Here is a 22,217-nt window from a genome sequence, read left to right on the forward strand (position 1 = left end):
CCAGGGCCCTCCCGTGTGGCGCTCGCAGCACAGTACACACCGTCATCGACCGGCCCCGCACGGTGAATCGCCACATCGCTTCGAATCTGCTCGACGAGTCTTCGCTTCTGTGTCAACTGTCGGAAATGCCGTGCACGGGAGGCGAGTTGGGGATCCGTCCGGTCTGTGCCGTCAGCGGGTGGCGGCGGCCGCGCCGGCAGGTCGAAGGCGTGGTCGGCGAGATGATCCGGGTGATCGCCCGGCCGAACAGGGTGCTGGGCTCGACGGCCCCGGTGGCTGATGCCGGTGTTCAGCAGTACCACCGCGGTCGTGCGCGCCGACGGCAGACGGGCGGTCAGGCTCTCGTAGCCGGGCAGCGAGCCGTTGTGCCCGATCAAGCCCTGGACGTCGAAGATGCCGAGCCCGTACCCGGCGCCCGCGATCCCCGACGGCCGGGTCGTCAGCCGCTGCTTCTGGACCGCCGGGCCGACCATGTCCGTGCCGTCGGGGAAGGTCCCGGTGGCCACGGCGCGGGCCCAGGTGCCGAGGTCGTCCAGGTCGGAGGTGATCACGCCGGCCGCCCGGGCCCGCCGGAGCGAGGACGTGCTCCCGGAGCAGGAGAACTTCTCCCCGGGCTGGAACATCAGCGGGTGCCTGAAGGAGTGGGCGAGCAACTGCCCTGGGGTGCGGCCGGCGCGGTGTCCAGACGCCGACGGTCACGCCGGGTACGTCCGCCTCGCGCACGACCTTCCGCACGGCCGCGTCGAGTGGGGCGGCGACGGCCGGGGTCAGGTCGCGGACGTCCGGATGGCCGGACGGTGACGGAGTGGGCGAGGGGTGGCGGGTGCGGCCGGTGCGGACGCGGCCGCCCTCTGGACGGACGGCAGCCGACAGCGTCGCCGGCGCGACGGCGGTCACGGCCCTGTCCTCCCGAAGCTACGGCGAAGTGACAAGTAGCTCTCTGTAGCGGATCTGGGGTGTGCTTGTCAGGGCTTTTGATCTTCTGTGCTCATCGGGGGCCGTGCTCGGCGAGGTTGGTCCGGTCATGACGACCGGAGGGAGCGCGGGGTGCGGCAGGAGTGGGAGCCGGAGGACCTGATCGAGGTCTGGACGCTGCTGGAGGAGGACCAGGAGCGGCTGCGGACAAGTCGGGGGCGAACCGGTTGGGGTTCGCGCTGTTGCTGAAGTTCTTCGAGGTGGAGGCCCGGTTCCCGGAGGATGCTGGGGAGATCCCGGTGCCAGCGGTGTCGTATGTCGCTCAGCAGGTGAAGGTGGCGGCGGAGGAGTGGGCCGCGTACGACTGGTCGGGGCGGGCGATCAAGCGGCACCGGATGGAGATCCGGGGCGCGTTCGGCTTCCGTGAGTGCTCCGAGGGGGACCAGACCCAGCTCGCCGAGTGGCTGGCGGTCGAGCTGTGCGGGGTGGAGCTGAACCGGGATCGGCTCGCGGAGGCGGTGGTGGCGCGTTGCCGCAAGGACCGGCTGGAGCCGCCGGCCCCGGGACAGATCGCCCGGCTGGTGGGCAGGGCGGTCAGCACCTTTGAGGAGCGGTTCTGCGCGGCCACCGTGGGCCGGCTGTCGGCGGCGACCCGGTCCCGGCTGGACGACCTGATCGCCGAGGCCGGAGCGGACGAGGAGAGCGCGGGCGGCGGGGGCACGTTCTTCACCGAGCTGAAGGCGGACCCGGGCGCGTTGGGGCTGGACAGCCTGCTGGCGGAGGTGAACAAGCTCCAGCGGGTGCGCGGGCTTCAGTTGCCGCCGGAGTTGTTCGGGGACATCTCGGGGAAGCTGGTGGCGGCCTGGCGGGCGCGGGCCGCGAAGGAGTACCCCTCGGACCTTCGGGCGGCGACCGGACCGGTGCGGTACACACTGTTGTCGACGCTGTGCCATGTGCGGGAGACGGAGATCACCGACTCGCTGGTGGAGCTGTTCATCCAGCTCGTGCAGAAGATCAACACGCGAGCGGAGAAGAAGGTCGAGGGCGAGTTCAACAAGGAGCTCAAGCGGGTCCGCGGCAAGGAGGGCATCCTGCTGCGGCTGGCGGAGGCAGCGGTCGCGGAGCCGGGCGGCACGGTCCGCAAGGTGATCTATCCGGTGGCCGGGGAGTCCACGCTGAAGGCCCTCGCCGCGGAGGCCGCGGCGAACGAGGCGCGCTACCGGGCCCGGGTGCGTACGGTGCTGCGCTCGTCGTACTCGAACCACTGGCGCCGGATGCTCTCGCCGCTGCTGAACGCGCTGGAGCTGAAGTGCAACAACACCGCCTACCGGCCGGTGATGGACGCGATCGACCTGCTCAAGCGGTACCTGGACCAGCCCATCGCGAAGGAGGGGGCGTTCTTCGACGAGGCGGAGAAGATCCCGCTGGCCGGGGTGGTGCGCGAGGAGTGGCGCAAGGCGGTCGTGGATGAGCGCGGCCGGGTCGAGCGCATCCCGTACGAGCTGTGCGTGCTCGTGGCGCTGCGGGACGCGCTGCGGCGGCGGGAGATCTGGGTGCCGGGCGCGAACCGGTGGCAGAACCCGGAGGACGATCTGCCGCCGGACTTCGAGGACAACCGCGATGTGCACTACGACGCGATCCGCCAGCCGCAGGACCCAGAGAAGTTCATCGAGGCCCTGGAGAAGAGGCTGCGCGAGGCCCTGCCCCGCTTCGACACGGCGCTGGAGCTGGGCACTACGGGCGGGGTGGACATCGTCCGCCGGCACGGTGAGCCGTGGATCAAGGTCTCGCTGCTGGGCAAGCAGGAGGAGCCGGAGAACCTCGTCGCGCTGAAGGCGGAGGTTGAACGCCGCTGGGGCACCATCGACCTGATCGACATCCTCAAGGAGGCCGAGTTCGCCACCGGCTTCACCGGCGAGTTCACCTCGGTCGCCACCAGGGAGGCGGTCCCGAAGGCGGTGCTGCGGCGCCGGCTGCTGCTGGTGCTGTTCGCGCTGGGTACGAACATGGGCATCAAGCGGGTCGCGGTCACCGGCAAGCACGGCGAGAGCGAGGCCGTCCTTCGCCGGGTACGGCACCTGTTCGTCAACCGGACGAACCTGCGCGCGGCGCTGGTGCGGCTGGTCAACGCTACCTTCGCCGCTCGCGATGCGGCGTGGTGGGGCGAGGGCACCGCCTGCGCGAGCGACTCCAAGAAGTTCGGCTCCTGGAGCTCGAACTTCATGACCGAGTGGCACCAGCGGTACCGCGGCCCCGGCGTGATGATCTACTGGCACGTCGAGAAGAAGTCGCTGTGCGTCTACAGCCAGCTCAAGTCCTGCTCGGCCTCGGAGGTCGCCGCGATGATCGAGGGCGTGCTGCGGCACTGCACGGACCTGGAGATCGACCGGCAGTACACCGACACGCACGGCGCCTCCATCGTCGGGTTCGCCTTCGCCCACATGCTCGGATTCAACCTGCTGCCCAGGCTGAAGAACGTCGGCTCGGCGCGGCTGTACCGGCCGGCGGCCGGCGAGGACGAGAAGTGGCCGAACCTGGCGCCGGTGCTGTCGACCAAGACGATCGACTGGGACCTGATCCGCCAGCAGTACGACCGGATCGTGAAGTACACCACCGCCCTGCGCCTGGGTACCGCCGAGGCTGAGCAGGTCCTACGGCGCTTCACTCGCGGCGGGCCCAAGCACCCCACCTACCGCGCGATTGAGGAACTTGGGCGGGCGGTGCGTACGGCGTTCATCTGCGACTACCTCGCCGACGCCGACCTGCGGCGCGAGATCAACGACGGGCTCCAGGTCGTGGAGAACTGGAACTCCGCCAACCACGACCTGTTCTACGGCAAGGACGGCGACCTGACCGGCTCTGACAAGGAGTCCCAGGAGGTCTCGATGCTGGCGCTGCACCTGCTCCAGTCCGCGCTGGTGCACGTCAACACCCTCCTGCTTCAGGACATCCTGAGCGAGGAGAAGTGGCAGAAGCGGCTCACCGACGCCGACCGGCGGGCCCTGTCCCCGCTGTTCTGGACCCACGTGAACCCCTACGGCCGGTTCGAGCTGGATATGAACTCGCACCTCGCCCTCGCCGCCGCGGCGTCCGTGGTGCCCGGCCCCCGCACGGCGTCCGACTCGCAGACCCCTCAACCGGCACTGCGTGGTACGACCTGGCCGGAAGCCTGAGCGTGGGGCGGGGCCGTCACACTCCCGCCTGGCACCCGGCGAGTACGGACCAAGGGCCTGCTGCAACGGCCCGGTGTACATCTTTGGCAGCCAGTCCCTGCGGGCTCACGGATCGTGCCGGCGGACGGCGACCACAGCGACGACTGCTGCGGCGAGGGGCCAAGCCGCGTACACGATCCACGACCCGCTGATGGTCGCCGGGTAAGGGGCCGATTCGAAGGGGTCGCCCATCTGCACCAGTCGTTCCCACGCACTGCGGGGCAGCGCGTGAAGGATGGCGGACGACCAGCGGTGGCGGTCGTTGAGGAGGAACGGCAGAAGCAGAAGAATGCCGGTGAACGTCACGAGGGTGGTTGCGGTGTGCCGGATGAGGGCGCCGAGGCCCATCCCGACGAGCGCGCACACCGGAGCGAGCAGAGCGGACGCCGCGACGGCGCGGAGCGCGCCTGGGTAGCCGAGGGACAGGCCGATGCCCCGACCGGACAGGATGGCCTGTGTCACGCCGAACGAGGTTCCCGCGACGATGGTGCCGTAGACGAGCATGACTGCCGTCACGACGGCCATCTTGGCCGCTACGACCGATCGGCGGGCCGGTACTGCCGCGAAAGTCGTGCGGATCTGTCCGGTGCTGTACTCGCCGACGACCGTGAGGGCGCCGATGCTGCCGGTGGCGAGTATCAGGACCATGCAGGCGCCGATGGTGAAGGCGTCCCGCATGGCCCAGATCGGAACGAAGAGGGCCCGGATCCCTTCGTTGTAGGTCGGCCAGTTGTTGTAGTCCGCGACGGCCGCGCTGATGTTGATTGCGATGATGACCAGCGCGCTGACCCCGAACGCCCAGGAAATAGACCGCAGCGACCAGAGTTTGATCCACTCGGCGGCAAGGAGGTCCCGGAAGCGGGCGCTGGGCTCGGCGGCGCGCACGGCCGTCGAGACCCCCGTCTGCTGTGTGGTGGTCGAGGTCATCGGGATTCTCCTGCGAGGTATTCGACGCTGTCGGCGGTGAGTTCCATGAACGCCTCCTCCAGTGAGGAGGTGCGGGTGGCCAGCTCAAGGAGCACGATGCGGTGGTGGGAGGCGAGTTCCCCGATGCGGGCCGCGCTCAGGCCGGTCACGGTGAGCCACTCCTCTGCGTCAGCGACCGAGTCGTCCGGCTGTACCGAAGCGCCCTCGGCTTCGAGCACAGCTGCCAGCGCGGTGCTGTCGGGTGTCCGCACGGTCACGCTCTGGCGGGTGCCGCGGGCCGCGAACTCCGCCACGCTCTCGTCGGCGATCAACTCGCCCCGGCCGATGACGATCAGGTGCTCGGCAGTGTTCTGCATCTCGCTCATCAGGTGGCTGGAGACGAACACGGTGCGCCCCTCGGCGGCCAGCCGCCTGAACAGGCCGCGTACCCACCGCACGCCCTCCGGGTCCAGGCCGTTGACCGGCTCGTCGAACAGCAGCACCGGAGGGTCGCCGAGCAGAGCCGTGGCGATGCCGAGCCGCTGCTTCATGCCCAGAGAGAACCCGCCGATGCGGCGCCGGGCCGCAGGAGCCAGTCCTACCTCCTCAAGGACCTCGTCCACCCGGCGCCGCGGGATACCGTTGCTGCGGGCCAGGGCGGACACATAGGCCACTGCGCTGCGACCGCCATGGACGTCATGGGCGTCGAGCAGGGCACCGACGTGACGCAGGCCGCGCGAGTGGTCCCGGAACAGGTGACCGTCGATAGTGGCGGCGCCGCTGGTGGGTTCGGTCAAGCCGAGGAGCATGCGCAGCGTGGTGCTTTTGCCGGCACCGTTGGGACCGAGGAACCCGGTGACGTGCCCGGGGCGCACGGTGAAAGACAGGCCGTTGACGGCAGTGGCCTTGCCGTATCGCTTGGTCAGTTCGTTGACTTCGATCACCCGGCCAACGGTGCCGGGGAGAGCGTCCGTCCGGCATCGGCCCGTCGGCTGCAATCGCGGGATGCCTGGTATCCCGTGGGCGTACGCCCACGGGCCAATGTTCCGCCGCTGGTCAGGCGATTACGATCGCCCCATGTCCGCCAAGCCGCGTCCCCTGCTGTCCTGGCACCTGCGGCCGGCCGCGCGGGCGGCTCTGGCCTGGTGCGGGGCGATCGCCTACCCCTTCGCACTGTTCTTCGCAGCACGCGGCACGCCATTCGACTCACCCGGCTTGCCCTCCGTCTCGGCGGCCGCAGTCACGGTCCTGCCTCTCGGACTGCTGCGCCGCCGCCCAGTGCCGACCCTGGCACTGATGCTCCTGGGTACGTACGTCACTGCGACGACAACCCCGTTCTGGCAGGTCGTGTATTTGCTGGTTCTGGCAAACGACCTCGCCATCGGATACATCGTGGCCACCTGGCCTCGCCGCATCGCGGTCACCGCTGCCGTCACGACGCTCGGCGTACAGGTCGCCTTTGCCGCACGCCTCGGGACCGGGACGGACGGCTTCGCCCGCACGGTCGTGGTCCTCGTCCTGGCGCTCGCCGCCGCCTGGATGACCGGCCATTCGGTTCGCGAACGCCGAGAGCACGCCGCGGCACTGCGTTCACAGACCGCCACCCAGGCCGCCGCTGCCGAACGGCTCCGGATCGCCCGTGAGCTGCACGACATGATCGCGCACAGCATCGGCGTCATCGCCATCCAGGCAGGCGTAGGCCGCCGGGTCATCGACACACAGCCGGACGAAGCCCGCAACGCGCTGGCCACCATCGAAGACACCAGCAGGGAAACCCTCGCCGGGCTGCGGCGCACCCTGGGCGCACTGCGCCGCACCGAACCGGGCCCCGGGGCGGAGGCCGCACCGCGCGAGCCTGCCCCGGGGCTGGCCGACCTCGACCGGCTGACCGCCTCGGCGAAGGACGCGGGCATCCATGTCGACATGCGATGGCTCGGAGAACGACGGCCCCTGCCCCCCGATATCGACCTGGCCGCCTTCCGGATCGTCCAGGAGGCCCTCACCAACGTCGTACGCCACGCGAACACCCCCGACTGCCGCGTCACCATCGGCTACCAAGACGGCGAACTGACCATCGAGGTCGCCGACGACGGCCGCGGCGGCCCCACCTCCGGCACCGGATACGGCATCACCGGAATGCGGGAACGCGTCACCCTGCTACGCGGCCAGTTCACCGCCGGGCCACGACCCGAGGGCGGCTTTCGCGTGGCAGCCCGGCTCCCCCTCTCCGAAGGAGTGCACATCTCATGACGGTCCGCGTCGTGCTCGCCGACGACCAGCCACTGGTCCGCAACGGCCTCCGCGTCCTGATGGCCGACGCCCCCGACATCGACGTCGTGGGAGAGGCCGGAACCGGCGCCGAAGCGGTCCAGCTGGTCGGGGACACCGAGCCCGACGTGGCAGTAATGGACATCCGCATGCCAGGCATGGACGGCATCGAGGCGACCGAGCTGATCACGGCAGCCGCTGGAGCGACGCGCGTCCTTATCCTCACCACGTTCGACGATGACGAGTACATCTACGGCGCTCTCCGAGCGGGTGCGAGCGGATTCCTCGTCAAGGACATGGCACTGGACGACATCCTCGGGGCGATCCGCGTGGTCGCCGCCGGAGACGCCCTGATCGCCCCGAGCGTCACGCGCCGCCTGATCGCAGAGTTCGCCGCCCGCCCCGAACCAGCCCCGCATCCACGCCCAGTCGGGAACATCACCCAGCGGGAACGCGAGGTACTGACCCTCGTCGGACGCGGCATGTCCAACAGCGAGATCGCCGCCCACCTCTACATCAGCGTGGCCACCACAAAAGCACACGTAGCGCGGCTACTCACCAAACTCGAAGCCCGCGACCGAGTCCAACTTGTCATCACCGCCTACGAGATCGGCCTGGTAACGCCACCTCGGTGAACACCAACACCTCAGTTGCCGAAGCTCGCCGGCCGAAGCGACGTGGCCCGAACTCTCATAAACGACCCTTTGCGCGAGCAAGATCAATCACGGGCCGCCAGACCCCCTCCGGCCCCGGATTCGTTCGCAGAACCTGTTCTCACTCAAAAGCGGGGCGGACCCCCTTCTGAGACTTGCATTGTGCGAAAATCCGGGCCCATGACGGGCCCTCAGCAGCCTTCCGTGTCCGACCGGTCGGACGCGGACGACGTCGAACAGCACGCCTGTCCGAAGTGTGACGCGCAGCCCGGCTCGCCGTGCCGCTCGCGCGGCGGCGCGGTCGCCTCGGCCTACCACACCCGCCGCTTCACATGGTGCCCCGGCTGAAGAAGGAGCTGCGGGTGCCCACCCCGGCCGACCGCGGTCCGGGCCGGCCGTGGCGGCCAGGCAGGGGTCTGAGGAACATCGGTGTCAGGTCGTGCGCTAAGCCCGCTTCGGCCCTGGTGGGCGGCCGACGGGTCATCAAGGCGGCGCCGGTCTGAAGTCGTCCCACAGATAACACCCCAATATCTGCGGTAGCTTGATCCGTCGCCTGCGGTGATGCTCTCCGGGCCGCACGTGAAGTGACCCTGTTATCTGCGGCAAGGAGGAAGCGGTGCCCACCGTCGTACAGTTGTCGACCGGCAAGGCGCTCACCGTCCGGACAGCGGCCGACGTGTTCCTGGACTCGCTCGGCAACCCGAACACCGTCCGCAACTACGGGATCGGGGTGGGCAAGACCGCCGAGCGGCTCGGCGAAGGCCGGCCGCTGGCCTCGGTCGCGGACGACGAGATCGGCGAGGCCCTCGAACTGCTCTGGGGCACTTCCGCGGTGAACACCTGGAATTCTCGGCGCGCGGCGGTGCTGTCCTGGCTCGGCTGGAGCGGGGAGCGCGGCTACGACGGCCCCGCCGTTCCGGCCTGGGCGAAACGGCTCGCGGTGCCGGACTCCGAGACGCCGGCCCGCTCCCGCATGGCCATCGACCGGCTGATCGCGCGGCGCGAGGTGCACCTGCGGGAGAAGACGCTGTGCCGGATGCTCTACGAGACCGCCGGGCGCTCGGAGGAGATCCTGGGCGTGAACATCGAGGATCTGGACTTCGCCGGCCGCCGCTGCCCGGTCAAGGCCAAGGGGGCGAAATCGAAGTCCCGCCGCCGAGGCCAGGTCCGCCAGGACTTCGTGCTGGAGACCGTCTACTGGGACGCCGGTACCGCCCGGCTCCTGCCCCGGCTGCTCAAGGGCCGCACCCGCGGGCCGGTGTTCGTCACACACCGCCGCCCCGGTCCGGGGAAAGTTATCAGCCCCCGTGACAGCTGCCCGGACACCGGCTTCGCCCGGCTGTCGTATGGGCAGGCCCGCGCGCTGCTGGACGAGCACACCGCCGTGCGCGGGCCCGGGACGGGCTGGGATCTGCACGAGTATCGCCACTCCTCCCTGACTCATCTCGGCGAGGCGGGGGCGTCCTTGCTGATGCTGATGGCGAAGTCCCGGCACAAGAAGCCAGAGAACGTCCGCCGCTATTTCAAGCCGTCCCCGGAGGCCATCGCCGAACTCACCAGCCTGCTCGCCCCAGGTGACAGCCTGCGCTGACGCGGGCGAATCGGGGTAGCCCTGAACGGCGATGCCCAGCAGGAATGGGCTACCTCTTGCGCGGCTGGAAGTTGTGGAACACTCCAAGACCGGCTCATGATCGTTGTTCCTGGCGGGGCCACCGCGTGTGGGGAAGCTGGCGGAGACTTGCAAGGGCGTGGTTGGCCTGGCTGGTCGCCGCGTCTTTGTCCCGGCCGACCCAAGGACTGTCATCGTGAGCGAGCGTGTTCTCACCCCCCGCAACCGGGGCTTCCTCTTCCTCGACTCCCACCCGGCGGGCTGCCAGCAGCTGGTGGCCGACATGTGGCAGGCATGCCCCGCCTCCGCCGGCGTGCCGGAGGGCGACGGGCCGGTCGCGCTGGTAATCGGCTCTTCCGCCGGATACGGCCTCGCGGCCACGCTTGCCGGACTCAAGCGTGCTGGTATCCGCGGCATCGCGGTGTCTTTCGAGAAAGCTCCCACCGCGCGGCGTACCGCGACGGCCGGCTGGTACCGCACCGCAGCCACCGCCGACATCGCCCGTGCTACCGGGCGGGACCTGGTCTTCCTCAACGGTGATGCTTTCTCTGACTCGATGAAGGATCAGGTCGCCAGCCTCATCGAGCAGCGTTTCGGCGGTCGGCTGGACTACCTGATCTACTCGGTGGCCGCGCCCCGGCGGACCGACCCCGACACAGGTACCACCTACGCCTCGGTCCTCAAGCCGATCGGCCAGGCGAACCGCACCAAGACCCTCGTTTTCGACGATGAGGGTGTTCCTGAAGTCCGCGAGGTGGAGACCGGACCGGCCGAAGGCGACGACGTGGAGCAGACCGTGGCCGTGATGGGCGGCGCGGACTGGGAACGCTGGATCGACCACCTTGCCGCGCGGGGACTGCTTGCCGACAAGTTCGCCACCGCCGCGCTGTCCTACATCGGCTCGCCGCTGACGGCGGCGATCTACCGGCAGGGCACCATCGGCGCGGCCAAGGCCCATCTGGAGGCGACCGCCCGCACCCTGAACGATCGACTCGACAAGACAGTGGGCGGGCGGGCCGTAACCTCCGTCAACGGCGCCGCCGTCACCCAGTCCTCCACCGCGATTCCTGGCATCGCCCTGTACACCGGCCTGCTGCGCGGCGTCCTCGGAGAGGACTTCGTCCCGCCGATCCGCCAGCTCGCCGCCTTGTGGGACCAACTCACCGGCGCCGCCCCGCTCGCCCTGGACGACGAGGGTCGTATCCGCCTGGACACCTTCGAACTGACCGGCGATGTCCAGGCGGCCGTCGCGCAACGCTGGGAGACCGCCACCACGGCGACCATCGCCGACCTGGCCGATCTCGACTGGTTCCGCGCTGAGGTCCGACGCCTCTACGGATTCTCCGTGCCCGGCATCGACTACACAGCGCCGGTCGCCACCGACGTTCCCTGGCCCGACCACACCCTCTGACCCGCGTCCGGAGAAATGCCAGAGAAATGGCGCTGCTGAGCAAACTCACCCTTCCTCAGTAGCGTCCCTGTCGCGCAGAGACCGCATCCCGCTGGGTCTGTCAAACGAGCGGCCCTGTCTCACATTCGGTGGTGACGGAGCGTGCTGTTATCCGAGGAGGATGCGGTGCCGGAGCAGGGTGAAGCCTGCTCGTCCGTGCATCTGGCGCGCGATCCGTTTGGTCTTGGTGTTGACGCCCTCGGTGGGGCCGTTGCTGTACGGAAGCGTGAGCCCGGCGATCACGGCGTTGATGTCCCGGTCCAGGCCCCGGGTGAAGGCGTGTAGGTGGGGCAGGTCGGCTGTTCGGACTTGGGCGATCCAGTGCGTGAGCGCATCGGCGTTGTCGGTGTGTGGCGTAGGGAGCGGGGCGAAGTCTCCGATACATGCCGCCAGTTGGGTCATCTCGGGGCAGGCGGCGGTGAGCTTGGCCAGGAGCTCGTGCTGCTCGGGCTTGAGGTTGTCGGGTCTGGTCAGCAGCATCCGGGCGAGCCGGCGCGGCGAGATGTGGCTGCGGTCGGCGTCCGCGCGGCCTTGGTTGATGTACTTGTGCAGAAGGTTCAGGCAGCCCGTGAAGCCGAGAGCCTTGATCTCTTCGAAGAGGTGCTGGACGGGGACGCCGGGGTCTTCACTTCGGCGTTTGCGAAGGTGCTCGCGGTAGGGGTCGACGAGGCTGGCGCGGTACCTGGGGACGCGGAGCATGCGCTCGGGCCGGTCGGCTCTGGCGTAGCGTTTGACGGTGTTCAGGGCCAGTTGCAGGCGGCGGGCGCATTCGAGCAGGCCCACGCCCTTCTCGAGCAGGCCATGAACCTGATGCCAGCGTTCGAGGGTGGTCTGGGCGCGGGGCCCGTCGTAGATCGGCGCGTCCAGCACGGTGGCCCAGCAGGCACTGTGTGCCTTCACTTCGTTCAGGGCGGCTTCACACAGGTTTTTCCATAAATGCCAGCGATCACCGACTTGCACCGCGTCAGGCAGAGCACGGCGGATGGCCTCGGCATAGGTCGCCGAGCCGTCACGGCACACGACCTCGATGCCCGGATGCCCGCGCAGCCACGCTTCTAGCGTGTCGGCCGTGCGGTCGGGCAGCACGTCGATCCGCTCATGGGTCTCGGCGTCGATCACCACGGTGGCATAACGGTGCCGCCGGCGCAGTGCGAAATCGTCGACGCCGATCACGCGGGGCACGCGCCCGGTGGGTAACGGGATGCGCAGCAGGGTGCGCAGGGCCGTGTGACGGGACAGGCCCACCGCGAGTATCGCCAGCAAGCGTGATCCCGCCCGGCCCGCTAACTCTTTGACCACGGCCTTGACCTGCCTGGTCAGACGAGCGGTACGTCGCTGGTATCGCTCCAGTACCCCGGGCACCTGTTCGCGGAAGGTATGGCGGCAGCCCCGCGTGGGACACACCAGACGCCGCACCCGCACACGGACCACCACCCGTCGCCCGTCGACCGGAACGTCGGCCACAGTCCGCCAATGATAGCCGTGCACCCGTCCCGACGAGACCCCGCACACCGGGCAGACCGCGGTGTCCAGCGGCGTCCGGGCCCGCACCACGATCCGCTCACCCTCGTCGACCACATCCTCCATGACCAGTGGGAACAGACCCGAAAACACCGTCTGCACAAGCTCGTTGACACCTATCACATGAATGTCAACGACCCTGACAACTCTCCGTCACCACCGAATGTGAGACAGGGCCGAACGTTTTACAGTCCCCCTCCAGGAGGTCCAGCGCGTCGTCGACAGCCCGGGTCGTCAGGTAGACCGTCGTGGCCAGCAGCGTCGCCAGCCGGCGGGAATCGCCGTGGCGGCGCAGCAGCGATGCCTTGCCGTCCACGCCGCACCGGGACAGCTCCGCCAGCCGCCAGGGCGGGATCGCCGACGTGTCCAGGTCCCCCATGCCGAGGGCGGCGATCTCCTCCGCCCGCTGCAGCGACCACTTCATCTGCGGACCCGACACCCGCACCGGACCGCGTCGCAACCGGTCCAGCTCCGAGACCCGCTCACCCGGCGGCACGGTCAGCAACGAGTCCAACACCGCCCGCTGACCGACGCTCAACAGCCCATACAGCGTGTCCCACAACCGCTGGTTCGCCGCCTCCCGCACCGTGCCCACCAGCCGGGCTAGACGGCTCGCTCCCGGCAGCAGCACCCGCCCCTCACGCAGCCAGCCCGCCGCCGCGTCGAACAACGCCTTCGGCCCGTCCCCGGTCGTCCACGCCCGCGCGTCCAGCCAGACCACCAGCTCGTCGCGGACCTCGGCGAAGTCCCGCCAGCCCCCGGCCTCCTGGATCTCCCCGGCGTGCGTACGGGCCGTACCGTCCCGCTCGCCGTACAGCTTCAGGCACGAGGCGTCCGCGATCTCCAACTGCTCAGCCAGGTACTCGGCCACCTCCGCCGGCACCTCCCGCGGGTCCGGCATGAACCGGCCCAGGAACCGCACGCTCGTGAGCTGGACCGCGAACCCGAGCCGGTTGTGGGCCCGGCGCTTGGCCTGCACAGCCTCCCGGTCCGTGTCGTCCAGGAAGAAGTACCTCTCCAGCTCCGCCCGCGAGGGCACCTCATGAAACGACCCGTACCGGGTCGCCTGCTCGTCCGTCAGGAACTCGACCGCCACAACAGCTCTCCGAAGATCGACAACAACGACCCTCGAAGGCTCCGACGCTCAATCACCCCAGGTCAAAGCCCCAGCCGGCCCGGAGAACCCTTAGCGCACGATCTGACACCGATGTTCCTCAGACCCCAGGCACCCCGCCGCCTGCGCCCATCGACCGGGACCTGCCGAGCGCGGACATCCGCATCGGCTACGCCCGCTGCTCGACGCTCGGGCAGGAACTCGACTCCCAGCTCGACGCGCTCAGCAAACACGGCATCCCCCGCGACAAGATCTTCAGCGAGAAGATCAGCACCCGCGTACGGGTCCGGCCGAAGTTCGAGGAGGCGCTGCGGACGGCGCGGGAGGTCAAGGCGCACGCCCCGCACTGCCGGGTCATCTTCACCGTGTACGAGATGAAGCGGCTCGGCCGCGACGCCGCCGAACTCACCGCGCTCGCCGACCACCTCACCGCCCACGGCCTGGTCCTGGAGATGCTCGCCGGGCCCCTGCCCGGCATCTACGACCCCACCGGCCCGGGGAAGCTGCTGTTCGCATTCTTCGCGGCGATGGCGGAGACCGAGCGGGAGAACATCCGCGAGTCGACCCTGGAAGGGCTCGACACCGCGGCCCGCAAGGGCAAGCACGGCGGCCGGCCCCCGGTCATCACCGACGACATGCTCCACACCGTGCTCCGGCGCCGCGCTGGCGGCGAGTCCGTCGAGCAGATCCAGGCCGACCTGATCATCCCCACCGGCAAGCGCAAGGGCCAGAACCCCTCGGTGGCGAGCATCTATCGGGCGCTGGCCGAGCACGCCAAGCGTGGGGCGTACCCGGAAGCCGTCGAACAGGCCCACGCCGACTTCGCCGCCCTTCAGGTCGGCGAAGTCCCAGGACCCCGTCCCGCTATCCGTGACCGAGCGTCACTTTGATTACAGAGAGCTACTTGTCACTTCGCCGTAGCTTCGGGAGAACAGGGCCGTCACGGCCGCGCCGCGCAGCGTGGCGGACTTGTGCGACATGGGCTGACTCCCGGCACGTGAGAAGGAACGCGCGGTGGGGGCGGACGTCGGAACGCTGCCTCCGAAGGATTCGAGCACGCACCGGACGGCGCCTGTCGGCCGGGCCGCCGGAATGCTTGTAGGACCGGCGGGCGGGTCCGATCGGGCGGGTGTGCTCACCCGACCCGGTGAGCGCGTCGGACGGCGCGTACCACCGGCGCGTTCCGGGCGTTGCGCCGGTATGGACGGATCCTCACCCACGCCCGGGCGTCCGGCCCGGAAGCCGCGCGCCCCTCGCTCCCGTGAGCCGATCTACACCCAGCTCCTGCGGGAGTGGCGGGACCAGGGCCGTACCGTTCCGGCCGAGCCCGAGGGCCTGAGGGGCGCCGTGTTCGTACCGTCGCCCCGTCGCTGACCTCGGCTACTCGCCGTACATCGGGGACAGCACCGCCAGCGTGCCGTTGGCCTCGCGCAGCGCCAGTTCCAGTGTGCCGGGCGCATGCAGCGAGCCGCTGCCGTCCGGCGGTACCAGCCATTCCAGATACCGGGCGGCCCGGTACGGCGGCGGTGCGGCGACCCATGCGCCCTTGGTCGCGTAGCGCAGACCCGAGCCGATCCAGCCGCCGGACGGATCGGGCGGCACCAGGAAGCCGATCCGTCCCGCCGCGCTGTCCGCCAGGGTGGGCCCGGGCACCGGCAGCGACGGCCGCCACAGCAGGTCGAGCGTGAGCAGGCCGAGGCGGTCCGGGACGCTCAGCACATCCCAGAACCGGCCCGCTTCCAGCAGGGCGACGCCCTCCCCGTGGTCCCAGTCCCACTTGCACGCCCGGGGGTCCGCCGCGGCCGCCGCGAGCCATTCCACACCTTGCATCCACATCACGTTCGTCACGCACCGCTCCGGGGGATCACCGCTCACCTGTTTCGGGGGCAGGGAACGACCGGCACCGGGCACCCGGTGCGGTCCGCCCACCAACCCGGCATATGCATGCTGGTAGATGTTTCTATGTGGCGGAAGGGGTGGCGAACCCTGGCGTTTTGAGGCGAATGTTCGAACATGGAGCGCTCGTGCCTTTATCGGTCGTCGCGCGGAAGATTTCCTTGATCGTCTGGCGCTCGAATCCGTCGTCCTGACGATCGATTCGATTGTCAGATCTTGATGATGTACGGGTTTCGGTCGTAGGCTCCCGCCGTTCCGTCGTCGCCGAGTCCGAGCTGGGGTATTCCATGGATCGCACCCGACTGCATGCTCTGCTGGCCCGGGAGAGCGCCGAGGCCGAGCGGCGAAACCCCCGCTCCCGCGCGGCATATGTCGACGCCGGCCATCTCTTCGGCCGGGTCCCGATGACCTGGATGAACAAGACCGCCGGCGCTTTCCCGCGCTACCTGGCGACCGCCCGGGGCGCCCGGGTCACCGACCTCGACGGGCACGCGTACATCGACTTCTGCCTCGGCGACACCGGTGCGATGGCCGGCCACTCGCCGGCCGTCGTGACGGAGGCGGTGCACCGCAGGTTCGCCGAGCTGGGCGGGGCCACCGCGATGCTGCCGACGGAGGACGCGGAGTGGGTGGGCGCGGAGCTGACCCGCCGCTTCGGGCTCGCCCGCTGGAGCTTCTCACTCACCGCGACCGACGCCAACCGATGGGCGATCCGGCTCGCGCGGGCTGTCACCGGCCGCCCGAAGATCCTGGTGAACAGCTACAGCTACCACGGCAGCGTCGACGAGTCCCTCATCGTCGTGGGCCCCGACGGCGCGGGCGTGCCCCGCCCCGGCAACGTCGGCGCGCCCTGTGACGTCACCCTGACCAGCCGGGTCGCCGAGTTCAACGACCTGGCGCAGCTGGAGCGCGAACTCGCCCACGGCGACGTGGCCGCCGTTCTCATGGAACCCGCGCTCACCAACATCGGCATCGTGCTGCCCGAACCCGGCTACCTTTCCGGCGTGCGCGCCCTGACCAGGCAGTACGGCACGCTGCTCATCAACGACGAGACGCACACCTTCTCCGCTGGACCCGGCGGCTGCACGGCCGCCTGGGACCTGGAGCCGGACCTGCTGACCATCGGCAAGGCCATCGGCGGCGGCATCCCGGCCGGCGCCTACGGCCTCTCCGCCGACCTCGCCGAGCGCCTGCTGGCCCGCGCCGACCTGGACCTGGTGGACATGGGCGGGGTCGGTGGCACACTCGCCGGGAACGCGCTCTCGGTCGCCGCGACCCGGGCCACCCTGGAGCACGTCCTCACCGACAAGGCGTTCGACCGCATGGGACGGCTCTCCGCACGCTTCGAGACCGGCGTCCGGCAGGCCGTCGAGGCGCACGGCCTGCCCTGGTCGGTCAGCCGGCTCGGGGCCCGCACCGAGTACCGCTTCGCCGCCCCGGCCCCGCGCACCGGGACCGAGTCCGCGGCCGCCGCAGACCCCGAGCTGGAGGACTTCCTGCACCTCTACCTGGCGAACCGGGGCATCCTCCTCACCCCGTTCCACAACATGGCCCTGATGTGCCCCGACACGACCGAGCAGGACGTCGACACCCACACCGCGGTGTTCGGCGCCGCCCTGCTCGAACTCGTCGGCTGAGGAGAGGAGCCCAGGTGCACATGGACGACATCGACCGGGCCATCCTGCGCGAGCTGCAGGCGGACGGCCGGATCGCCTACGCCGACCTCGGACCCAGGGTCGGGCTCTCCCCCTCCGCGGCCCGGCAGCGTTTGCAGCGCCTGCTGGACGCCCGGGCCGTCCAGGTCGTCGGCGTCACCGACCCGATGGCCATGGGCGGCCAGGCGATGGCGCTGCTCGGCATCGGCGTGGACGGCGACCCCCGAGCCGTCGCCGACGCCCTCGCCGCACACCCGGAAGTGGTGTACTCGGTGTTCACCTCGGGCGGCTTCGACCTGTTCGCCGAGGTGGTCACCCCTGGCCCGAAAGACCTGCTCGACTTCGTCAACGACGTGGTCAGGCCCGTCGAGGGGGTGCGCGAGGTCCGCTCGTTCCCGTACTTCGGCATCCACACCCACCGTTTCCTGTGGGAGGTGGGGTGAGCCGGGCCCCGGGCCAGTCCCTCAGGCGATGTCGGGCGCGAGGACGAGCATGGTCGCGTCGTCCCGCACCTCGTACCGCCGGGCCAGGTCGGCCCAGACCTGCTCGGTGAGCTCGGCCGGCTCCGCGCCGGCGAACCCGGCCAGCCGCTCCGGCAGCGGGTAGAAGCGTCCGGCGCGGTCGCGCGCCTCCCAGACCCCGTCCGAGGCGATGAACAGCCGGTCGCCGGGGCCCAGCTCGACCGTGATCTCCTTCGGCGGCTTCACCCCCGCAAGGGCGAGCCCCACCGGCGCGCCGGGCGCGACGGCCAGCTCGTGGGCCAGGCCGTCGCGCAGCAGTACCGGCGCGGGATGACCGCAGGCCACCACCCGTACCGACCGCAGATCTGCGGAGAACTCCAGCAGCAGGGCCGTCGCGAACAGCTCCGCGTTCGGTACGTCGGCCGAGTCCACCGTCAGCCGGCGGTCCATCCGCGCCGCGACCGACTCCAGGTCCGGCTGGTCGAGGACCGCCTCCCGGAACGCGCCGAGCAGCGACACCACCGTGGAGACGGCGGCCAGCCCGTGTCCGCGTACGTCCCCCATCACCGCCCGTACCCCGAAGGGCCCGTCCCGCACGTCGAAGAAGTCTCCGCCGACCAGTGTGCCGTGCTGTGCGGCCCGGTACAGTCCGGCGCATCCCACCGCGCCGACCCGTTCCGGCAGCGGGGGCAGCACGGCCCGCTGAACCGCCTCGCCCACCGCCCGCTCGGTGACCAGCTGGGCGTCCCGGTGACTGCGGACATAGGACACGAACACGCTCAGTAGCGCGACGAAGGTGACCGTGAGCAGGTCGGTGTCGCCGGGATGGTTCAGATGGGTGGCGGGCACGTTCAGCAGGAGTACGACCAGGCAGCTGAGCACGGCGGTCGCCAGCGGGCCGTAGGACAGCACGGCCAGCGGCGGGATGGCGCCGAGCAGGAAGCCGAAGTCGTGTCCGTCCGGGCTGGCCAGCGTCGCCGCGGTCACGACCGCGAGCAGGAGAACGGGCAGCACCCGCACCCAGCGCGGCGGAGGTGCACCCTGCAACCAGCCACGCCCGTCGCTGTAGTCGCGCGACCACCAGCCGCGCACCGAAGTCACATCCCCAAGTTACGCCCGTGCCCGGGCACCGGGCACACGCATGGATCTTCGAGTGCCGCGGCGGAAAATCCGTGGACGTGCCCTGACCGGCGCCCTAGTGTGTGTGCCGCACGCCCTGGACCGGACGGAAGGAGGCGAGTGCGATGTCCATCTCATCCATCCCGCGCTCCCTCCCCGACATCCGGGCGTGACAGGTCAGAGCTGACCCGGGAGCGCTCCTCGCAGCACGTCTCTCCCGGAGGAATCCGTGACCGATCCGGTCATCCGTACGCTCGACGACAGCACCGCCCACCTTTTCGACACCCTGCCCGACCCGCTGCGCCTGCGCGAGACGCACCGGCGGACCCGCCACCGCACCGACTGGAAGCGAGTCGCCCTGCGCGACGGCCGGGTGGTCGCCCGCGCCGCATGGTGGGGCGGCCCACAGGACACCGAGCCGCTCCTGGTCAACTGGTTCGACGTGGCCGAGGGCGAGGAGGAGGCCGGCGCGGAGCTGCTGCGCGGCGCGCCATGGCGGGCCGACGAACTGGAGCTCGACCTGCCCGCCGGCTGGCGTGACGTGCCCGCTCTGCGCTCGGCCGCCGAGACCCGCTTCAGCGCCGCCCGCCAGGCGGGCTACGAACTGCTGGTGGAGCGCTACAACTACCGCTGGACCCCCGAGTGCGGCCTGCCCGACCGGCCCGGCCGGCTCGCTTTCACCCCCGAACCCGACGACTCGGTCTTCCTCGGCATCCTGCGGGACATCAGCTCCGCGACCCTCGACGCCCACGCCCGCAGGGCCGTCGCGAAGGGCGGGGTGGAACTGGCGGCGCAGGAGGACCTGGAGATCTTCCACTGGTTCCCCTCGCCCCGTCAGTGGTGGCAGATCGCCCGCACCCCCGAGGGCGAGCCGGTCGGCATCCACATCCCTGCCCGCAACCCCTCCGGGCCGGTCATCGGGTACATCGGAGTCCTGCCCGGGCAGCGCGGCCACGGCTACGCCTACGACCTGCTCGTCGAGTGCACCCGCTTCCTCGTCGAACAGGGCGCCCAGACCATCGGCGCCGCCACCGACCAGGGCAACTTCCCGATGGCCGCGCACTTCGCGAAGGCCGGCTACCCGGTCGTCCGGGAACGGGTGAACTTCTGGGCGACGGCCGAGACCGCCGCCCGGTGAGGGCTGCCCCCCTGGCGGACCGCTAGGCGACGTCCTTGCCCAGCAGGGTCTCCGCCTCCGTGAGGACTTCGGTGACCCGCAGGGCGAATGCCGCGTCGCACGGGTGCGGGTGACCCGTGCGCGCGGCGGCGACCAGGGCGTCGGCGGCCCGGGACAGGGCCGGGACCGCTCCCTGCGCACTCCTCGGCAGCAGCGTCACCCCTGCCGCGCCCCGCAGCTCGACGTCGGCCCCGGCCGCCGCGGAGGGAGCCGTCAGGCTCAGGGTCACCGTGCTGGAGGCCCCCGTGGCGTGGTCGAGGACGAGATGCACGGTGTCCGCCGGGCCGTGCACGGCGGCCGCGACCCGCCGTACGTCGCCCAGCACCGGCAGCAGCACGGACAGGGCGTGCGGGCCCACGTCCCACAGCGCGCCCTTCTCCCGCCGCCACGGTGATGCCGCGAACGGGCTGTCGTCGGTGAACACCGACCCCAGCCACTGCGCCCGTGCCGTGAACCAGCCCCCCGTGCCCGCCTGCTCGCCGATCCACGCCTCCGGCTCGGTCTGGAAGCGGGTGGTGAAGAACACCACCGTGGCGACCTGGGCCCGCTCGGCGGCCTCCACCACCGCCCGCCCCTCGGCGACGCCGAGCGCGAGGGGCTTGTCCAGCAGCAGGTGCCGGCCCGCCGCCGCGGCACGCACGGCCAGTTCCGCCTGGACGGCCGGCGGCAGCGCCACCGCCACCGCGTCGACGTCGGCGAACAGCGCGTCCACGTCGTCGTACGCCCGGACCCCGTACTCCCCGGCCAGTTCCGCCGCGGCCTCCGGGCGGCGGCCCCACACCCCGGTGAAGTCCAGTGATCCGTGCCCCGCCAGCGCGGGGGCGTACGCCGCCCGTGCCCAAGGACCCGTCCCCAGCAGTCCGATGCGCATCTTCCGTTCCTTTCTCCGTCCGGTCCCGCCGTCACCCGCCCGTCAGGGCGTCCTGCTCCGCCCGCCGTCGACGAACGGCCGGTACTGCTCCGTGCCGTGCGCCAGCCAGCCGGCGATGGTCTCGGCGATCGGCTGACCGGTGTCCATCTCGACGAAACCGAACTGGCCCGACTGGTTGCACTCCAGGAACCACCAGATGCCGTCGGCGTCCTCCGCGAAGTCGAAGGCACCGTAGGCCAGCTCAGCGTCCTTCATATACGTATGGACGGCCTCGGCGACTCGCGGGGGCACCTCCGCCGCCAGCCAGGCAGAGACGGACGGGGCGAAGCGTACGTCCACGTCGTCGGGCCGCGCGTCGGGGCTCACCGGCTTGCGGGCGGCCAGCAGCCGTTCGCCGACCACCGTCAGCCGGATGTCGGCCCGCTTGGCCACCCGCCGCTGCAGCAGCGTCGGCCCGAACGCCACCGCCGAGAAGTCGGCGTCCGGCGCCACCCGGCTGGTCGGCACCGCCCGCGGCGGCTCCTGCGGATGCGCGCCCGACACCGGTTTCACCACCAGGTCCGGGAACCGCTCCGCGAACTCCCGAGCCGCCTGCGGGAACGTGGTGATCAGGGTCGCGGGCACGGCGAGCCCGCTGCGCTGCGCCAGCCGCAGCTGCCACGGCTTGTGGCGGGCCCGGCGGGCCGCGTCCGGATGGTTCATCCAGCGCGCGTCGGTCCCACGCAGCATGCCGTACAGCGCCTGTTCGGACTCCTCGGTCAGCCAGGCGGACGGCTGGACCGCCCGGGCGGCCGCCACTCCCGGCCTGCGCACCCAGATGGAGCGGAGGCCGTGCATGCTCACCAGACGCCCGTTCACGGACAGATGTCCGCGACTGGCGCCCTGCACATACTCGCCCGACAGGGCCACACCGCTGGTCAGATCGGCAGGATCGAGGCGGACGACAGGCACTCCGGTCTGGTGCAGCCGGAGGACCACCATGTCCGCGGTCACGTCCTCGTCACTGGTCAGGATGAGCACGGTCATCGTCAGGGTCCGCGCTCAGTCGTCGAAGTGCGTCTTGGAGCCCGCGGTTGAGGTCGTGGTCCCCAAGGCTCTGAGCATTGCGTGATCGGTGGCCGCGATCCGGCCATCGAGGAGAACGTTCAACTGCAGTCCGGAGTCATACGCGTACGGAGTGGTGACGTCCAACTGCACTGCGGGCTGTGCGTAGTTGAGCGCGAACGGTTGCATGGTCTCTCCCTGTTTCGTTCTTCCATGCACTTATACGATTCGAACGCGTGGTTGGTTTCGTTACTCTGCGTAATCTCAGTCCTAATTAAGGGCTCGTTAAGGAACCAGCCGGAAATCAACGGCGAATCGTTCCCGCCCGTGGCCGATTTCACATGCC

General features: G+C 70.3%; 18 protein-coding genes and 1 pseudogene. 10 read left to right on the forward strand and 9 right to left on the reverse strand.

Annotation, left to right across the window (positions count from 1 at the left end; genetic code table 11):
- The first annotated feature begins 393 nt into the window (after nt 1-393).
- Together ACFXI4_RS34565 and ACFXI4_RS34570 are read left to right on the forward strand one after the other, a co-directional pair.
- A complete protein-coding gene (locus ACFXI4_RS34565) occupies nt 394-801 on the forward strand; it encodes a hypothetical protein (protein ID WP_384998524.1) in 408 nt (135 codons plus the stop codon).
- Between the two features lie 374 nt (nt 802-1,175).
- A complete protein-coding gene (locus ACFXI4_RS34570) occupies nt 1,176-4,088 on the forward strand; it encodes a Tn3 family transposase (RefSeq protein ID WP_384998614.1) in 2,913 nt (970 codons plus the stop codon).
- A 105-nt stretch (nt 4,089-4,193) separates the two neighbouring features.
- On the opposite strand, the gene ACFXI4_RS34575 is transcribed toward ACFXI4_RS34570, so the two are convergent.
- Together ACFXI4_RS34575 and ACFXI4_RS34580 are read right to left on the reverse strand one after the other, a co-directional pair.
- On the reverse strand, nt 4,194-5,054 hold the full coding sequence (locus ACFXI4_RS34575) for an ABC transporter permease (RefSeq protein ID WP_384998527.1): 861 nt from the start codon (nt 5,052-5,054) through the stop codon (nt 4,194-4,196).
- Complete coding sequence (locus tag ACFXI4_RS34580; protein WP_384998530.1) at nt 5,051-5,977, reverse strand: ABC transporter ATP-binding protein; 927 nt, start codon at nt 5,975-5,977, stop codon at nt 5,051-5,053. Before ACFXI4_RS34580 ends, ACFXI4_RS34575 begins: the two co-directional genes overlap by 4 nt.
- A 133-nt stretch (nt 5,978-6,110) precedes the next feature.
- On the opposite strand from ACFXI4_RS34580, the gene ACFXI4_RS34585 reads away from it, so the two are divergent.
- From ACFXI4_RS34585 to fabV, 4 genes are all read left to right on the forward strand, one after another.
- A complete protein-coding gene (locus ACFXI4_RS34585; protein ID WP_384998533.1) occupies nt 6,111-7,283 on the forward strand; it encodes a sensor histidine kinase in 1,173 nt (390 codons plus the stop codon).
- A complete protein-coding gene (locus tag ACFXI4_RS34590) occupies nt 7,280-7,936 on the forward strand; it encodes a response regulator (protein ID WP_384998536.1) in 657 nt (218 codons plus the stop codon). Before ACFXI4_RS34585 ends, ACFXI4_RS34590 begins: the two co-directional genes overlap by 4 nt.
- A 634-nt stretch (nt 7,937-8,570) precedes the next feature.
- Nucleotides 8,571-9,545 carry a tyrosine-type recombinase/integrase gene (locus ACFXI4_RS34595; RefSeq protein WP_384998539.1) on the forward strand — a complete coding sequence of 325 codons (975 nt, stop codon included), beginning with the start codon at nt 8,571-8,573 and terminating at the stop codon, nt 9,543-9,545.
- A 214-nt stretch (nt 9,546-9,759) separates the two neighbouring features.
- Entirely contained in the window at nt 9,760-10,974 is a 1,215-nt protein-coding gene (fabV, locus tag ACFXI4_RS34600) for an enoyl-[acyl-carrier-protein] reductase FabV (RefSeq protein WP_384998542.1), read from the forward strand.
- 147 nt (nt 10,975-11,121) lie between these two features.
- Here fabV and ACFXI4_RS34605 read toward each other — a convergent pair whose 3' ends face one another.
- Nucleotides 11,122-12,600: an ISL3 family transposase gene (locus tag ACFXI4_RS34605; protein ID WP_384998545.1), complete on the reverse strand. Its 1,479-nt coding sequence runs from the start codon at nt 12,598-12,600 to the stop codon at nt 11,122-11,124.
- A 130-nt stretch (nt 12,601-12,730) separates the two neighbouring features.
- Nucleotides 12,731-13,630, reverse strand: a pseudogene (locus ACFXI4_RS34610) (DUF4158 domain-containing protein); the annotation flags it as partial.
- A 182-nt stretch (nt 13,631-13,812) separates the two neighbouring features.
- Between ACFXI4_RS34610 and ACFXI4_RS34615 the strand changes: the two are divergent.
- Complete coding sequence (locus ACFXI4_RS34615) at nt 13,813-14,538, forward strand: recombinase family protein (RefSeq protein WP_384998616.1); 726 nt, start codon at nt 13,813-13,815, stop codon at nt 14,536-14,538.
- A 490-nt stretch (nt 14,539-15,028) separates the two neighbouring features.
- Here the strand turns inward: ACFXI4_RS34615 and ACFXI4_RS34620 are convergent, their stop codons facing one another.
- Nucleotides 15,029-15,496, reverse strand: coding sequence for a hypothetical protein (locus ACFXI4_RS34620; protein ID WP_384998548.1), 468 nt, complete (start codon nt 15,494-15,496; stop codon nt 15,029-15,031).
- Nucleotides 15,497-15,831: 335 nt separating this feature from the next.
- Between ACFXI4_RS34620 and ACFXI4_RS34625 the strand changes: the two genes are divergently transcribed.
- A complete protein-coding gene (locus tag ACFXI4_RS34625; protein WP_384998551.1) occupies nt 15,832-17,181 on the forward strand; it encodes a transaminase in 1,350 nt (449 codons plus the stop codon).
- 20 nt (nt 17,182-17,201) lie between these two features.
- Nucleotides 17,202-17,642, forward strand: a complete 441-nt coding sequence (locus tag ACFXI4_RS34630) for an Lrp/AsnC family transcriptional regulator (protein ID WP_384998554.1) — start codon at nt 17,202-17,204, stop codon at nt 17,640-17,642.
- 21 nt (nt 17,643-17,663) lie between these two features.
- Here the strand turns inward: ACFXI4_RS34630 and ACFXI4_RS34635 are convergent, their stop codons facing one another.
- Nucleotides 17,664-18,761 carry a PP2C family protein-serine/threonine phosphatase gene (locus tag ACFXI4_RS34635; protein ID WP_384998557.1) on the reverse strand — a complete coding sequence of 366 codons (1,098 nt, stop codon included), beginning with the start codon at nt 18,759-18,761 and terminating at the stop codon, nt 17,664-17,666.
- A 247-nt stretch (nt 18,762-19,008) separates the two neighbouring features.
- Here ACFXI4_RS34635 and ACFXI4_RS34640 point away from each other — a divergent pair, with 247 nt between their 5' ends.
- Nucleotides 19,009-19,917: a GNAT family N-acetyltransferase gene (locus tag ACFXI4_RS34640; RefSeq protein ID WP_384998560.1), complete on the forward strand. Its 909-nt coding sequence runs from the start codon at nt 19,009-19,011 to the stop codon at nt 19,915-19,917.
- Nucleotides 19,918-19,939: 22 nt separating this feature from the next.
- On the opposite strand, the gene ACFXI4_RS34645 is transcribed toward ACFXI4_RS34640, so the two are convergent.
- From ACFXI4_RS34645 to tgmA, 3 genes are read right to left on the reverse strand one after another with little or no spacing between them, the layout of a single operon-like run.
- Nucleotides 19,940-20,827 (reverse strand): Gfo/Idh/MocA family protein, encoded by an 888-nt coding sequence (locus tag ACFXI4_RS34645; protein WP_384998563.1) that lies wholly within the window; start codon nt 20,825-20,827, stop codon nt 19,940-19,942.
- Between the two features lie 42 nt (nt 20,828-20,869).
- Entirely contained in the window at nt 20,870-21,853 is a 984-nt protein-coding gene (tgmB, locus tag ACFXI4_RS34650) for an ATP-grasp ribosomal peptide maturase (protein WP_384998566.1), read from the reverse strand.
- Between the two features lie 15 nt (nt 21,854-21,868).
- On the reverse strand, nt 21,869-22,060 hold the full coding sequence (gene tgmA / locus ACFXI4_RS34655) for a putative ATP-grasp-modified RiPP (protein WP_362732643.1): 192 nt from the start codon (nt 22,058-22,060) through the stop codon (nt 21,869-21,871).
- Nucleotides 22,061-22,217: the final 157 nt, after the last annotated feature.

It is taken from the genome of Streptomyces sp. NPDC059224, assembly GCF_042754285.1.
Taxonomy (GTDB): Bacteria; Actinomycetota; Actinomycetes; order Streptomycetales; family Streptomycetaceae; genus Streptomyces.

Excerpts from the sequence above, each read along its gene's own strand:
- ACFXI4_RS34565 (WP_384998524.1), top strand. The coding sequence starts at position 394 with ATGCCGAGCCCGTACCCGGCGCCCGCGATCCCCGACGGCCGGGTCGTC.
- ACFXI4_RS34575 (WP_384998527.1), bottom strand. The coding sequence starts at position 5,054 with ATGACCTCGACCACCACACAGCAGACGGGGGTCTCGACGGCCGTGCGC.
- ACFXI4_RS34585 (WP_384998533.1), top strand. The coding sequence starts at position 6,111 with ATGTCCGCCAAGCCGCGTCCCCTGCTGTCCTGGCACCTGCGGCCGGCC.
- ACFXI4_RS34590 (WP_384998536.1), top strand. The coding sequence starts at position 7,280 with ATGACGGTCCGCGTCGTGCTCGCCGACGACCAGCCACTGGTCCGCAAC.
- ACFXI4_RS34605 (WP_384998545.1), bottom strand. The coding sequence starts at position 12,600 with ATGGAGGATGTGGTCGACGAGGGTGAGCGGATCGTGGTGCGGGCCCGG.
- ACFXI4_RS34625 (WP_384998551.1), top strand. The coding sequence starts at position 15,832 with ATGGATCGCACCCGACTGCATGCTCTGCTGGCCCGGGAGAGCGCCGAG.
- ACFXI4_RS34630 (WP_384998554.1), top strand. The coding sequence starts at position 17,202 with ATGGACGACATCGACCGGGCCATCCTGCGCGAGCTGCAGGCGGACGGC.
- ACFXI4_RS34645 (WP_384998563.1), bottom strand. The coding sequence starts at position 20,827 with ATGCGCATCGGACTGCTGGGGACGGGTCCTTGGGCACGGGCGGCGTAC.
- tgmB (WP_384998566.1), bottom strand. The coding sequence starts at position 21,853 with ATGACCGTGCTCATCCTGACCAGTGACGAGGACGTGACCGCGGACATG.
- tgmA (WP_362732643.1), bottom strand. The coding sequence starts at position 22,060 with ATGCAACCGTTCGCGCTCAACTACGCACAGCCCGCAGTGCAGTTGGAC.